The sequence below is a fragment of the Roseovarius amoyensis genome (assembly GCF_003260265.1).
Classification (GTDB): Bacteria; Pseudomonadota; Alphaproteobacteria; order Rhodobacterales; family Rhodobacteraceae; genus Roseovarius; species Roseovarius amoyensis.
The window spans coordinates 1-14,795 of the sequence record NZ_QITQ01000039.1; the positions used below are offsets into that span (position 1 = coordinate 1).

At 60.4% G+C, this 14,795-nt stretch carries 13 protein-coding genes; 3 read left to right on the forward strand and 10 right to left on the reverse strand.

Going from position 1 to position 14,795, the window contains the following annotated elements:
- Positions 1 to 583, reverse strand: a 583-nt coding sequence (locus DL899_RS19735) for a BapA prefix-like domain-containing protein (protein ID WP_204355353.1), incomplete at its 3' end; no start/stop codon positions are given.
- Between the two features lie 437 nt (positions 584 to 1,020).
- On the opposite strand from DL899_RS19735, the gene DL899_RS17935 reads away from it, so the two are divergent.
- Positions 1,021 to 1,527, forward strand: a complete 507-nt coding sequence (locus tag DL899_RS17935) for a hypothetical protein (RefSeq protein WP_111735716.1) — start codon at positions 1,021 to 1,023, stop codon at positions 1,525 to 1,527.
- A gap of 23 nt (positions 1,528 to 1,550) precedes the next feature.
- Here the strand turns inward: DL899_RS17935 and DL899_RS17940 are convergent, their stop codons facing one another.
- Positions 1,551 to 2,360 carry a tetratricopeptide repeat protein gene (locus DL899_RS17940; protein WP_111735717.1) on the reverse strand — a complete coding sequence of 270 codons (810 nt, stop codon included), beginning with the start codon at positions 2,358 to 2,360 and terminating at the stop codon, positions 1,551 to 1,553.
- A gap of 33 nt (positions 2,361 to 2,393) precedes the next feature.
- On the reverse strand, positions 2,394 to 3,671 hold the full coding sequence (locus DL899_RS17945; RefSeq protein ID WP_111735718.1) for a BamA/TamA family outer membrane protein: 1,278 nt from the start codon (positions 3,669 to 3,671) through the stop codon (positions 2,394 to 2,396).
- A gap of 419 nt (positions 3,672 to 4,090) precedes the next feature.
- Here DL899_RS17945 and DL899_RS17950 point away from each other — a divergent pair, with 419 nt between their 5' ends.
- Entirely contained in the window at positions 4,091 to 5,845 is a 1,755-nt protein-coding gene (locus DL899_RS17950) for a pilus assembly protein TadG-related protein (protein ID WP_162685640.1), read from the forward strand.
- Between the two features lie 15 nt (positions 5,846 to 5,860).
- Here DL899_RS17950 and DL899_RS17955 read toward each other — a convergent pair whose 3' ends face one another.
- The 7 genes from DL899_RS17955 to DL899_RS17985 form a co-directional block, all read right to left on the reverse strand.
- Positions 5,861 to 6,325 (reverse strand): TadE/TadG family type IV pilus assembly protein, encoded by a 465-nt coding sequence (locus DL899_RS17955; RefSeq protein WP_111735720.1) that lies wholly within the window; start codon positions 6,323 to 6,325, stop codon positions 5,861 to 5,863.
- Entirely contained in the window at positions 6,322 to 6,801 is a 480-nt protein-coding gene (locus tag DL899_RS17960) for a hypothetical protein (RefSeq protein ID WP_204355354.1), read from the reverse strand. Before DL899_RS17960 ends, DL899_RS17955 begins: the two co-directional genes overlap by 4 nt.
- Positions 6,802 to 6,857: 56 nt before the next feature.
- Complete coding sequence (locus tag DL899_RS17965; RefSeq protein ID WP_111735722.1) at positions 6,858 to 8,309, reverse strand: type II and III secretion system protein family protein; 1,452 nt, start codon at positions 8,307 to 8,309, stop codon at positions 6,858 to 6,860.
- Entirely contained in the window at positions 8,309 to 9,484 is a 1,176-nt protein-coding gene (locus tag DL899_RS17970; protein ID WP_111735723.1) for a beta-barrel domain-containing protein, read from the reverse strand. Before DL899_RS17970 ends, DL899_RS17965 begins: the two co-directional genes overlap by 1 nt.
- A complete protein-coding gene (locus tag DL899_RS17975) occupies positions 9,481 to 11,613 on the reverse strand; it encodes a type I secretion system permease/ATPase (RefSeq protein ID WP_111735724.1) in 2,133 nt (710 codons plus the stop codon). The genes DL899_RS17970 and DL899_RS17975 overlap by 4 nt, the downstream gene beginning before the upstream one ends.
- 60 nt (positions 11,614 to 11,673) lie before the next feature.
- Positions 11,674 to 12,891 carry a TolC family protein gene (locus tag DL899_RS17980; protein ID WP_162685641.1) on the reverse strand — a complete coding sequence of 406 codons (1,218 nt, stop codon included), beginning with the start codon at positions 12,889 to 12,891 and terminating at the stop codon, positions 11,674 to 11,676.
- A gap of 294 nt (positions 12,892 to 13,185) precedes the next feature.
- Positions 13,186 to 14,130, reverse strand: a complete 945-nt coding sequence (locus DL899_RS17985) for a hypothetical protein (RefSeq protein ID WP_162685642.1) — start codon at positions 14,128 to 14,130, stop codon at positions 13,186 to 13,188.
- 264 nt (positions 14,131 to 14,394) lie between these two features.
- Here DL899_RS17985 and DL899_RS19505 point away from each other — a divergent pair.
- Positions 14,395 to 14,795, forward strand: a 401-nt coding sequence (locus DL899_RS19505; RefSeq protein ID WP_204355355.1) for a hypothetical protein, incomplete at its 3' end; no start/stop codon positions are given.

Sequence of the window (14,795 nt, forward strand, 5' to 3'; positions counted from 1 at the left end):
CTCCCAAGCCATCGATCACCTCGCCCAGAAGGCTGGCATTGTCGTCCGGCTCGGACGGATCGGTCGGGTCCGTGGGATCAGTCGGGTCCGTAGGATCGGTCGGGTCCGTAGGATCGGTCGGGTCCGTAGGATCGGTCGGGTCCGTAGGATCGGTCGGGTCCGTGGGATCGGTCGGGTCCGTGGGATCGGTCGGATCCGTGGGATCGGTCGGGTCCGTGGGACGGGGGAAAATCGTATCACTTCCTTCATCGGCCGCCCAGAGCGCCCCACCCGCAAGAAGAGCCCCCCCCCCGACCATCCACATCTCGTCCGGCACTTCCCAGATAGACTCTCCGGCAGCCTGCCCGCCTTCATCCTCGAACGCACCAGCGTCCCCAAGGATATATGGCCCATCGGCGAAGGTCAGTTTGCTAAACTCGCCTCCCGGTCCGGGGACATAGAAGTCTCGTATGATCACCCGATCACCGTTCACCATTTCGACGACAACATCGTTGCCGCTGCGCACGGCCGACCGAACGTCCGCGCGCGGCGTCCCGATCCGAAACTCCGTGGGCGTTGTAGCCGTGATTTCCTTGGTCGCCATATTGTCAGTCCCTCGCACTCATGCCCGCTTTCACGGTTTCTCCATGCCCCGAGCTTTCCGGCACCGGAGAGCGCGTCCGCACCTCTTCAGGTTCACGGCTGCTGCCTCGCCAATGTCCATGCCCCCGGGGCATCCAGTTCGAGAACACCCTAATTGATGTCGGCCCGCACCTCAATATACTTTTGTATGTACGAATATCTTTTGGATCGTCTCAGATTTTGACGCTGGCGCCGCCCCCGATGGCGACCAAGCATACGATTTTTTACTTCATACTGATGACAGAGCACCCAATTCCACTAAGCCGACCCGACGCACTCGCCACCCGACTCTGTTGCCGATTCGCGTATTAAAAGGTGATCCATACCCCCTTGCAGTAACACGGGCAGGCATTTACATACATTCTTTTTAATGTATTCTAATCTTAAGTTAACTCTCAGATGGGCGCCGACATGGGACGCAATTCTCGGCAACTCGATTTCAGACGCGCCTATCCGTACGACAGATTGCAGAATGGTGAAATTGAAGAGACCTTCAAACGTGTGGCCCAGCGCTGGAACACATATCCAGCGCCCACGGAACAGCGCATGCCGCCCGAACGCCGCAATCTGAACTTCTTCGAAACCCAAGCCTCATCCACCTCGCGGAACTCTTGGCCAGAGTTCCTGCTGGTCACCTGCGGCACTGCAGTAGTGGCCATGGTCGCGATTGACCAGTTCACCGGTCGGCCACTGACGCTATCGCTGCTACTATTTTTCCTGGGCGGTTTCCTGATCGGCGCCGCCGCCAAGGCGTCGATCTGCCAGATTCATCGCATCGACCAGTCCGGTGAGACCCGGATCGACCGCTGGCACCCCGGCCGGATAGCCCTCGTAGTGATCTGGGTCGGCACGGCAGTGGCCCTGTTCGGGCTGGTCTGCACCGGCCTGACAGTGTTGCCACTCTGACCGCACCATCAAGCCGGCCACCATCAACTGAAGATAAGATAGCCGATCGGCTCACCCTTCTGGAAGCGCCGCCGGATCTCGGCGTAGCTTGCGAGGGTTTGCTCGATTTCGCTGCTGCTTATCGTGCCCTCAAGGACCGCACGCGCCTCTCTCGTTCGGCCATCCAACGCATAGGCTATCGCCATGTTGCCGCGCACGGAATCACCCATTTCGGGATCGCGGAGCAACTCCTGCATGATCTTCAGCCCGGCCCCCACCTGACCTGACAGCGCCTGGCTGAGCGCGTAGTTGCTGAGCAATACGAAATTGGTCGGGTAGTGGCGCAACGCCTCCTGGTAAATCGCTTGTGCCTCCTGATGGCGCGACAGGAAATCCAGTGCCACGGCCTTGCCTGTCAGCGCCGACATGTTCTTTCGGTCGCGGGCAAGGGCCTTGTCATAGAGCGTGATTGCCTCGGCCGGGTGCAACTGCTCTAGTTTCAGCGCCGCCTGTGCGTTGAAGACCTCGGGGGAACGGTGATCCAGTTCATGCGCCCGCCGCAAGGCAAACTCGGCCCGCGCCAGTTGCCCCAGTTGCATGTAGGCCTGCCCCAATCCGAGATAGGCCGAGGCAGAGTTCTGGTCGTCTTCAACGGCTTTCTCATAAAGCCGGGCGGCGTCTTCATAGTTCCCGCCGGCCAGTGCTGCCTCTGCCACCGCTTCGGTTTCGGATACCTGGCTGCGATCCTGCGCACCGGCCATCGGCCCGAAGCCGCCGCCGATGTCGGCACATCCCGACAAGGCGATGCCCATTCCGACGGCCAGACCCAGTGCTCGCAACGCCTTCACATTCATGCTCTCTTCGCCTTCATCAACCGGTTCCGCGCATCAGAACCGCGTCGAGATCGAGATCCCGAAATTCTGTTCCTTGTCACCCGGTTCCTTATCGATGGGTTCGGCCAGGTAGATTGACACCGGCACCCGACCGATATCAAGCGTAAGACTTATCCCGACGGCCGAGCGCCATTTCAGACCATCATCGACAGCACCGCCCAGCGTGTTGCTGAGTTCCCAAGCCGAGCCGACATCGACGAACCCGCCCAACTGCGCCCGCGTACCGAACAGGTTGCCGATATCCTTCTTGACCTCAGCAGTCAGCACGATGAAGGATTCGCCGCCCAGATTGTCCGCGCCCATGCGCGGCCCCACGCCCCGCGGTGCAAAGCCGCGGAATTCGCTGCCACCGATAAGGAAGCGATCCGTGATGCGCGGTGCTTTTCCGTCGAGCGAGGCGACATGCCCGCCCTTGGCCCCCAACGTCAGAGCCAACCCGTCTGGGGAAAGAGCAAAGGTCTTTTCGGCCTCCAGCCGGGTCTGGCTGACGATATTGCCGCTTCCCAGCCCGAAGAAATGTTGCGTTGCGCCAAAACGCCAGTCATCCGCGTCGTAATCATAGCTCAGCCGGATATAGGCGCCCCGATGCGAGCCTGCATCGACTGCAACCAAGGGACTGGCCAGCAGGCTGACATCCCGGATCGCGTCGCTGCGATAGCCCAGCCCAGCCTCAAACCGGCTTCGTTCATTGAACTGGCGAGCGATGAACGGCTCGATCGAAGCCCTGCGGTGGGTAAAGTTCTGGTCATCGAAATCCGACTGGCTGACATGGATGTCTATGCCCGCATCCCATCCACCCGCGAAAGCATCCTTGCGGTAGAGGCTGGCATCCATTCCCTGCGTCTCTTCCGAGAACGTCAGCTCAAGCGAACCAAATGTCCCCGGAAAAAGGTTGTAGCGCTCGAACAGTACCGAGCCGATCGGACCAGCCTCACTGTCGTATTGAAGCCCGACCTCGACCCGCCCGGGCCGGGTGTTCAGCTCTTCGACCACAACCTGCATCGTTTCGCCCTGCGGCGCAAAACTGACGTCCCTGAACTGGCCGGTGGACATAAGGCAGCTTCGCATCGCTTCCTTTTCAGGCCCCGAAAACGAATGATCGGCATTGATATCGCAGGCTGCCAGGATGTCTTGGCCACGCAGGAACTCGTTTCCGCGCACTTCCACCCGGGAATAGTATTCGGCTGAGCTGACAAGGGGAAAGGCGACAACAGCGCCGAGGGCAGCAGCGGCAAAAACCTTCCAGCTTTTCGAATTCGTCCTGGCAGACATCCGGTCAATTCCCCAAAATCAGTTACCGCCCCAAGTGGACGGCCAGATCAAATGAATGGCGCCAAACCCGGCACCCCACCTCTTACGTCCGACCAAGTGGCAAGCTCGATCGCTTCCCGGCCAGTCAGCATCTCAATCAGAACGGCGTTCTTCGCACGAGCAGACGTGCGAGCACTCCGAATCGTTGCGCCTAAAGGGCACCAATCAGCGACTAATTGCATTGCCCAGACTTTCGGATCAACAGGCTCCACTATAGATTCCTACGAATGTAACCATATCGCCATTAGTTATTCACCTTTACGCGAACCGACACAATACATCGACTGGCCGCCACGCCAGGAAAACAAGAAAATTCAAGGCACTACCGGGGCATTCCACCTGAGTCGCCCCCGGAGATGCGCGCACTCAGGAACCCGACCGTGAGAACCTGCAAAAAAATGCCTTCCTACCTTCGCGCCACTGCGGTGGCACAACTGTTTAGCGCGCTCTTCCAGGCCGGCCCGCGAAAGCCGGCAGCGCTTTGCCGCTTTGCAAAAGACGAGAACGGCGCGATGGCGTTACTGTTGCTGATCCTCTTTCCGGCGCTCATCCTGATTGGGGGGCTGGCCGTCGACGTGACACAGCTCAACGCGCAGAAATCCTATATCCAGGGGCAGGCCGATCTCGCCGCCCAGAGTGCTGCAAGCCATCTGCATGATCTTGACGAAGCGCGTGAAATCGCCCGCGCCGTGGTCCGCCGCAATGATCAGTACGGAACCATCGAACTGGTCGATGACGAAATCGTCTTCGGTGCCTACGACGATGAAGACGGGTTCGTGCAGGCAGCAGACCAGAGCGACCCAAGCGGTGTGAATGCCGTCGAGGTGACGGTGGACACGCCGTGGCGAACCCTGCTCTGGTCGGCGATCATCGACGAAAGCAACTATGTCATTTCCCGTTCGGCCGTGGCGCGATCCGGCCCGCCAGTGGTCTCGTTCACGCTGCGAAACACGTTGCTCAGCCTAGACACGCGCGATTCAACCCTGCTCGCCCCCCTGCTGGGCACCCTGCTTGGCGAAGACGCGTTGGGGCTCAATCTTTCGGTCCTGAGCTATCAGGGCGTGGTCAACACGGACGTTGCCATCAACGATCTGATCGGCTTGGTCACTCTGGGCACCAGCCTCAACCTGATCACGTTCGAGGAACTGCTTGACCTTACCCTCACATCCGAAAGTGTAGTGCAGATGCTTGTGGACAAGGGCGCGCTCGACAGCGGTGTGCTGGTCGGCAGCGATATACCCGACAGCACCCTGTCGCTGGGTGAACTGATCACGGTACAGCCGTCTCTTGCCCAAGTACGGGTTGGTAACATCCTTCCCAATCTCAACATCAACGCCGCAGATCTGCTACTCGCCACGGCCGGACTGTCTGGCTTCGGCCCCACCGAGCGGCTAGAAGTCGATGCCGGCCTCGACCTTTCGCCTCTTGCGAACGTCACGCTGGAAACCGGCCTGATCCGGGCTCCTGTCAGCTTTATCGTTCAGTTCGACAAAGACGACCCCTTTACCGCCGAGGTGACGCAGGCAGATATTGATCTGACTGCGGACGTGGCCCGCCTTCTTGACCTTTCGCTGTCGCTCAGCGCGGCAACAGCGACCGCCACACTGACCGACGTCGACTGCGGGGCGTCCGAACCGGGCGATACGCTGGCGACCTTTTCGACCACCACAGCACCGGCCGCACTGGGAATTGAACTGTCGTTGCTCTCCCCCATCGACGGCAACGACGCGGCGCAAACCCCTGCCCCGAACAATATTGCGGGACACACACAGGACATCGATATCCGCCTTGATCAGATCGGTGTTCCCGTGCCCGTCCCCGGGCATCTTTCGCTAGCCAGCCTGACCAGCTCCCTCTCCACGGTGCTTTCGGACATCGAATCCGATCTTGATACCCAGCGTGATGCCACCCAGCGAAACTGCGGCCTGCTCGGTTGCCTTCTCGGTACTCTCCTAGGTACGATCCTTTCGACGCTGAACACGGTCATCTCGGAGGTTACAAACCTGCTGGCACTGCCGATCCTCGATGGCTTGGCCGAAGCCATTCTGGATCTCCTCGGTATCGACGTCGCGCGCGCCGAGATCATCTTGGACGACTATACCTGCACAAGTTCAGCATCGACCCTGGTCCGGTAAACCCGAACCGCCACGTTACGGGTAAAAGATCGCGCTGCGTTCGATGCGAACAAAGTCCAGACCGACCAATTCACTGAGGCTGCTCAGCGAACTGCCCGTCAGGTCATAGACCATGGTGATCGTGACGCTTCCATCCTCGGCCGGCTGATCGGCACATGTCGCCGGGAACGTCACTTTCTCAGCATTCAGAAAGGCGGCCTGTTCGATCACGTCGCCCAGCATCTCTTCGCTCAGTTGTGCGCAGATATCCACGACCTCCTCGCCCGAATGAACAACCCGAAAGGAAGCCCGTGCCAGAGTCTGCGCGGCCTGCTGCACATCGCTGGCTGTGCCCAGGTACAGGCTCACCACAAATATGAAGATCAAGAACAGCAGCAGGGCCGGCAGCAAGATCATGAACTCGACCGTAACCGCACCGGAGTCGTCCCGCAGGGCACGGCCCATCATCTCTTGAATGCCGCGCATCATTCCCCCGGTCATTCAGTCGGCCTCGTGTAACCGCCGGCAGTAGTCGGTTGCGGAAGAAAGGTATCGGCGGGATTGACGAGCATGGCCGACAGGTTCTTTGCCGTGGTACATCCATTGGGAATTGCACCTGCCTCGCAATCGGCCTCGACCGAGAGGGTGCGCACCACGCGGATGATGCCCTCACTGTCGGACTTGCAGTCATCGCGGAAATCCGTCGCGCCGATGAAGCGCTTCTGCGCTGGCACCGCCAGCAGAAGCGACGTCATCGTGCGCCGGCGCTGCACGTCGCGGGTGGCGTTGCGCCCCTTCGGCAAGGTCACGATCAGAACGTCCTGAGAGGTCAGGCCCAGACCACGCAGATACCGGCGAATCCGGTCGGCTTCGCCTTGCGCCAATTCTCCCGAGCAGTTCTTGAACCGGTACGGCTCGACCGTTTCGACGATATTGGGTTTCAGCGTACGATCAACACCCCTGGGCGCCTCGTCCACCTCGCAGGCCCCCAACAGCAATGGCAGCACAACGACACATGCTTTTATCCTGGTCATCATTGCAGCCGAAATCCCCCGCTGTTGCTGCGCACGCGCGATCTGCCATTTCGGGCAGGCTTGAGCGGTCGGGTAAACTGACCGGTACCCCATTGTTCGACCCCGCCGACGGTGTTCACCGTGTCCGTGGGCAGAGAAAGCTCCCTCGGGCTGGTCGGCTTGACCAAGTATGGTGTAACGATGATCACCAGTTCGGTTTCCCCACGGGAATAGTCCGAGGACCGAAACAACGCCCCGATGATCGGCAGGTTGACCAGCCCCGGCAGCCCGCCGAGAGACTGGCGTGTGCCGCTCTGGAACATGCCCGCGATGGCAAAACTCTGACCAGACCCGATCTCAACCGTGGTCGAGGCGCTGCGCTCGGTCAGGGCCGGGCCGATATCACTGCCGGTTGAGGAGGAACTGTCCACCTCGCGCACGCGAGTCTCGAGATTAATCTCGATTCGCCCCCCGGGCCGTACGACCGGGGTGAATTTCAGTTCCACGCCGAAGGGCTGCAACTCAATCCGCGTGTCGTCGGCGCTGTCCCCAACACGATAGGGTATCTGCCCCCCGGCCAGGAATTCTGCCGTCTCGCCGGACCGGGCGGTCAGGTTCGGCTCTGACAGGATGCTGACCAGCCCACGCTGGGACAGCGCATCAAGCATGAGGTTCATGTTTAGGCCGGAGGGGGTCACCGAAACGGCAAAACCATTCTCTATCGAACTGACCGGCGACGAAAAAGTGCCCCGCGCGCCGCTTCCGTTGATACCGAATCCCAGATCATCGCTGACGGTGCGAGACACCTCTGCGATCTTGACCTGCAGGTTGACCTGTGCGGACTGTTCCAGTTCCAGCCGGTTCACGATGATGGCGTTTGGCCCGGTCAATGCCGCCAGCACGTCCTCGGCCGTGGCGATGTCGTCGGGCGAGGGAACAACCCCGCGCAGAAAGATCGCCCCATCCACGGAGGATACGTTGACACGCCCCCCACTGACAGAGCGCGATACTGCGCGCGTCAGGCGTTCGGCATCGACACCAACCGACACGGTGGTCCGCATCATCGGTTGGTCATCATCACCCAGAACAAAGAGTGTACTCTCGCCAACAGCCTTGCCCACGAGATAGATGTAGCTAGCCGACTGAAGGTCGATGTCAGCGACATTAGGATTTGACAAGAAAATCGCGCTGGCCGGACGCTCCAGGCGCAGGAATTTGGCCTCGTTGAGGTTCAGCACTATGCTCTTGCTGTCGACTTCAAGGATCTCCTGTGCGTGCACTCGCGGGGTCTGCCCAGCAGTGAACGCAAAACCGACCAGGATGACCAGCCCCAGTCGACAAAGGCCCAAGGGCGACACCGACCACCTGCCTGTGCCTGACTGCCTGCGTTCCGGTAACGAACAATTCATCCTGTTTTCTTCTCCAAACCGAACCTGCGCCGGCGCTCGCCGCTCATCCGTTTCCTGCGTCATCAGCGCAACTGTGCCCGCAGCAGCGGCCTGAGCAGGTAGCTGATAACCGAGCGCCGCCCGGTCTCGATATCGACATCCGCAATCATCCCGGGCCGGATCGGATACCTTTCCTCCCCACCTTCGAGATAGTTCTTGTCGGTCGTCACCATGACCCGGTAAAAAGCCTGTTTTCCGGTCGGGCCATCTTCCTCGACGGTGTCTTCACTGATCTGGGTTACCGTTCCGCGCAGATCGCCGTAAACCGAGAAATCATACGCAGTGATCTTGACGCTCGCGCTCATCCCCGGCGCGACAAAGGCCACGTCGCGCGGCAACACCTTCGTTTCGATCAGCAGCTTGTCGTCGATCGGGGTCACTTCCATGATGGTTTCGCCGGGCTGAACGACACCGCCGATTGTGGTAATATTGACATTGTTCACTCGGCCCGAGACGCGGGCGCGGATAGCGGTGCGCTCCAACTGGTCCTCTCGCTGGATCAGGACCTGTTGACGTGCCGCCAACCTTGCCCGCTTGTCCACGAGATCGTCATAGGCGTCCTGCACATAGGCATTGCGAATTTCCGCGATCTTGCCGGAGAGGGCCGCCGCCTGCTGTTGCAGACGGTAGAGTTCAATCTTGCTGACCGAGCCCGTCTCGACCAGCGGCGCCGTCACCTCGATCTGACTGTTGAGAATCGACTGCTCCGCCTCCAGCGCCGCGATGGATTCATCCAGCTTGGTGCGCCGCGCCTGAAAAAGGCGGGCCTCGCCAAGCTGTGCCTCGTCATCGGCCTCGGAGCCGAACTCGATCGCCTCCTTTTCCAAGACCTCGGCCTCAAGCCGCGAGATTTCCGCCTGAAGAATCGCGATTTCGGCTTCGGTTTCACGATAGGCCGAACGGAACTTGGTACTGTCGATCCGTGCAAGGATTTCGCCCTCGGAAACGATGTCCCCTTCGTTCACCAGCAGCTCGGACAGAATGCCGCCTTCGAGGCTCTGGATGACCTGCATCCGGCGCATGGGGATGACCTCACCCGCACCTCGGGTGATCTCGTTGATCTTGGCCAGGCTGGCCCAAGTGACCGCGATGGCAAGGACCCCGATGATTGCCCAGACGGTGTATCTGGCGGTTCTCAGGGTCTCCCTGCGGAACCGGCCATCAAGGTCGGCCAGCAACCTGTCGCTCGCGGTATTCATTTCACGGCCTTGATCTTGTTTTCCTCGGCGCTGCGTCGCGCAATCGCCAGGATATTGCTCAGCGTGTCATCATGCAGGATCTGTCCCTCGTTGAGCACGATCGCCCTGGGCGTCAGCGCCAGAAGTTCCCGCTTGTGCGTGGCGATGATCGCCGTGCGCCCCTCGAACCATGTGGACAGGAACCGGATCACCTTTTGCTCGTTCACGCTGTCAAAGGCCGAAGTCGGTTCATCCAGGATAACGACACTGGGATCCTGCAGGATAATCCGCGCCAGACCGATGGCCTGTTTCTGCCCACCCGATACATTGCCCGAGCCGAGGATCGTCAGATCCAGGCCGCGGACATGCTTGCGCACAAGCGGACCAAGCCCCACCGCATCGAGCGCGGCCAGCATCTCTTCGTCGGTATGCAGACCATGATCCAACGCGAGGTTGTCGCGCAGCGTGCCCTGAAACAGTGCCACGTTCTGCGGCAGGTAACCGATCTGGCGGCGACGATCTATCGGGTCGATCTGCGACATCGAAAGGCCATCAACCCGGACAGACCCCGAATATGGGTCCAGCAGCCCGGCCAAGAGGCGCAGCAAGGTGGATTTGCCTGCGCCATTGCTGCCCAGCAATGCAACCTTTTCCCCTGCGTTGATCTGAAAGGCCTTGATCGAGAGGGCATCGCCGCGTTCGTCGTCATGGCTATATTTCACATCCTCGAGGTTGTAGGCTCCCCTGAGGTTGTTCGCACGCGCGTAATGCATGGTATCGTCGCGCTCTATTGGCAGCTTGACGACGTTGTCGAGCGTTTCGAGCGAACTGCGCACATATTGCCATTTCGCCAGTACGCTGCTGATCTGGGTGATCGGGGCCAGCGTCCTGCCGGTCAGGATCGAACATGCAATCAGGCCACCAATCGTCAGATCACCGGCGCTGATAAGGTAGACACCGGTTACAATGACGAAGATATACGCCAGTTGTTGCGTCGATGACGCCCCCTGGTTCAGCAGGGTCGTCACCATTCGGGTACGCACCGACGATGCGGCCAGGGTGGCGGTCACCTGCTCATAAGCCTTTTCAAGGCGTGTCTCCGCCCTTGCGGCCTTTACGGTTTCGAGACTGGAAACCGCCTCCAGCAGCAACCCGTTCAGGGCGGCCCCTTCGCGGGTATTCTGACGCGCCATCCGCGCCAGATATTTCTGCATCGCGATCCCGGGCACCAGGATCAACAAAGCACCTGCCAGAACGACCAAGCCGATAGGGCCGCCGATGTAGGACAATACCAGCAGAAAAACGATCGCAAAGGGCAGATCACTGAGCACCCCGGCCGTCGACGACGTCAGGAATTCACGCACGGACGAAAATTCCCGTATCTGGCTGGCAAATGCTCCTATCGACTGCGGTTGATGCGCCAGTTTCAGGTTCGCCACCCGGTGAAACAGTTGCTTGGACAGCCGCAGATCCAGGTCGCGGCCCGAGATGTCGATCAGCCGCGCACGCATCACCCTGAGACAGAATTCCAGCACCACTGCCAGGACAACGCCGCTGGCCAGAATCCACAGCGTGTCAAACGCCTGGTTCGGTACGACGCGATCATATACCTGCATGGCAAAAATCGCCGTCACGACTGCCAGCAGGTTGGCCGTGAAGGAAGCAAGGAACACGTCCTTGTAGATCGGCCAATTGTCAAGAATCGGGCCAAGTATCCAGTGCCGTTGCTCCTGCTTCAACAGGTTGCCGGCCCGCGAACTGACCACATCAACCGGCTTGGCGATCACGGTACGACCGATGTATCGCCCTTCGATCTCGCTTCGCGGAACTTCGGTGCGGCCTCCGCCTGTCTCGGGAACAACCACAATGGCGTTCTCTTGATCGAGTTTCTCCAGGACAAGCGTCTTGCCATCAGCCAGAAGCAGCAGAACCGGCAGAGCGTACTCCGCCAAGTCCCCGAGGTCTGTTTCAACCACCCGGCCGGCGAGATTGACCCGCCGCAAAGACTGCGGGATCGCCTGCAACGGCAGTTTGCCATCGTCCAGCGGCACCCCGTCGGTCAGCTTGGAAACTGTCGCATCTGTGTCGTACGCGCGGCACAGCGCGATCAAACCAGTGACGAGGCCATCGGCCCTTGTCTGGTTCGTCATCTTGCACTCTCCTCGCCCCCCGGCAGCGGGAACCATTCCCGCCCTTGCATCCTCGCAGTTTTATCTCGACTTTCTGAACAGCAACGCCCCAAGCAATCCCAGGGTCCTGGCAGCTTCGTATTCCTTGCGGTTCAATTCATCCTCGACTTCGATCTGCTCAATCTGCGTTTCGTACAGATCGCGCCCGGTGGACAGCAGGTCGATCAGGTCACGCTGGCCAGCGCGAAACTGCCCTTCATAGGCCTGTAGCACCACACGCGAGTCTTCCACTTGGGCGGCCAGGGATCGCTTGGTCTGCGCCAGAGCCTGCAATTCCTGACGATAGTTCCGCATGCTGTTCTGAAGATCACGCTCGATCGCCGTTCGTGCCTGACGCGCGGCCAGCAGAGATTGCTCGGCCGCAACGACTTCGCGTCCGCGGAAACTGCTGGTGCTCAGATCCACGCCGGCGGTAAGACCCACCGCGCTGGACCTTCCACGCCCGCCACTCAGATCCTGACGCACTTGGGCCTGCAGCCGGATCGCCGGCTTTCGCGACGCTCTGGCGGCCTTAACCCCGGCTTCGGCAATCGCCACGTCGGCTGTGGCCGAAACATAGTCAGGGGCACCAATCACTGCAGCGATAACATTCCGGCTCGAATGCATCTGTTCGAGCAGCGACAGCTTGGGCGGCGGCGTCATCTGCCCGACCGCTTGTCCCATGAGAAACTCCAGTTCGGCCCGCGCGATTTCCTGATCCACCTGATGCTGATAAAGCTGCTCCTCGGATCGGGCGATCTCCAACCGTGCTCTTGCCACCTCCGAGGCGTTGGCCAGACCGGCGAGAACCCGGTCCCTCGAATATCCCTCCAGGCGCCTGGCAAAGGCCACATATTCGCGTGTGCGCGCGATTCTGCGGCGTGCCGAATCCACCTCGAAATAAAGGTCGGAAATCTCATAGGTGAGGTTTTCCACCTCGGCCTTGAGCTCCGTCACGACCTTGACGCGTCCCGCCTCTGCGGCTGCGATCTGGCTTTTGGACAGGCCCCAGTCCGCCAGAAGCTGGCTGACGGTAAGGGTTACGCCGACCTCGTCATCATCGAACCCTGTGTCGCCTTCGATGCTCAGCTGAGGGCGCCGGGCATCCTTGCTGATCTCGACATTGGTCGTTTCCCTGGCGACCCGCTGGCGCAACGCGGCGATCGAGGGATCGACTTTGTTGGCGATCAAGACGGCCTGCTGCAAGGTCTGCGCCTGCGATATGCTTGCCAATGCGCAAAGGACAAGCGCGAGCACCATCCATGCGAAAGCCCGCACCCCGATCGTGGCGGGGGCGGGCTCTGGTATGGAACAGATCCGCGTTGGCATATGGGGCACCTTATCCTTCGTTTCGGCGTCGCAGATCGCTGATACAGCTTGCAGGCTCGCCCTTTCGCATCGGGCATCGGTCTGTCCGGTTCGCACATATGCGAACCGGGGGTCATCTCGGATTTTCCGCAAAGTACTTGTTCAATCCGGGCGCCAGCAGGCGGGCATGATTGTGCTTCATGAAACAGCGCACAGCTTCCCGCGCGACAATGACGCACACGCCGGTCATCCTTCCGGTACCCAGCCCCCGCTCAGGTCGGCATCGCCAAACAGCGCCAGATCATTCAAATCAGTCAACCCGCCCAAACCGCTGTCTTCCACCGCGGCCGGATCGGCCAGCAAGCCGAAGCCGCCATCATCATCCACTTCCGCCTTGGAAAACACCTCTCCGAGGCCGCCCTCATCGCCGACAGACAACAGGTCGCCCAGAAGGTCCCCGAGTTGCCCCAGGACATTCTCCCCGTTTTCGCCGTCGCCAGATGCGGGGAGGGTATCGCCGCCAGTGCCAGCACCTTCGCCTGCCTCGGCATCGTCGTTCGCGACCTTCGCCGTCCGTGCTGTTGCAGTTGGCGCGACGCCACTGGAACCGCTGCTCCAGTCGCCAAACGCCATCGTGCCGGCTGCCCCGGCGGCACCGACAAGCAGCCATTGATCCATCGACAGGCCCAGCGCCTCGCCACCTGCGGCTTGCGAAGACGCCCCGTCACTCGCCCCTTGCGAGACCTCCATGCTGCCATCCTCGGACCAGGAGATATCAACCACATCTAGCGATGCATCGTCGGGGTCGATATCGCCCTCGGCAACGACCTGTTCCTCGGGCTGCGGCTCCGCCGCGGCATCCTCTGGTTGTGACGCATCCGCCACAGTCTCGGTGGAAAATGCGATCGGCTCGGGCGCGACCAGCCCCGTGATCTCTTCGGCGCGGTTCGCCCCGACCAGAAGACGGCTGTAGCTGCCATCGGCCCCGATCACGAAGAAATCCTTCAGCTGTACTTCTGTCCCGTCCAGCAGCGTAACGTACAGATCCGAGCCGATCTTTTCGTAGAACGCTATTCCGGGAGTGGTTTCACCAAAGAAGATATCGGCAGGCGCATCCAGAGACATCTCCGTGCCTGCGACCCGTTCCGCGGCGCCATCTTGCCCCTTGGCCGTTCTGAATATCTCGATCACTTCCACTCCCCCGATGTTTCAGACCCCCAAGACGTCGTGACAACCCTACGAAAGAAAGCATGCTATTGCGCTGACCATCGGCCGAAAGGCCATAAAACAAGGGCGTCCGAGAGAATCGCAACTCAAATGAACTTCCGAATCCATCCTATGCCAATCTTTTGATGTCAACCAACAAACATGAGTTTCAAATACATCTATTGATAAGTCGACGCCCTGTCTGTTGCTGCTGATCAGCCGGGGTTGGCGAGGGCTGCCAGGCCGGGAATGTACCCGGCCTGGCAAAGTCGGCCACTATCCCAGCAGACCGCCGACAAGACCTTCGTCACCCAGGATCGGGTCGAGAAGACCGCCGTCGCCGCCGAGCAGACCGCCGACAAGACCTTCGTCACCCAGGATCGGGTCGAGAAGACCACCGTCGCCGCCGAGCAGACCGCCGACAAGACCTTCGTCACCCAGGATCGGGTCGAGAAGACCGCCGTCGCCGCCGAGCAGACCGCCGACAAGACCTTCGTCACCCAGGATCGGGTCGAGAAGACCGCCGTCGCCGCCGAGCAGACCGCCGACAAGACCTTCGTCACCCAGGATCGGGTCGAGAAGACCGCCGTCGCCGCCGAGCAGACCGCCGACAAGACCTTCGTCACCCAGGATCGGGTCGAGAAGACCAC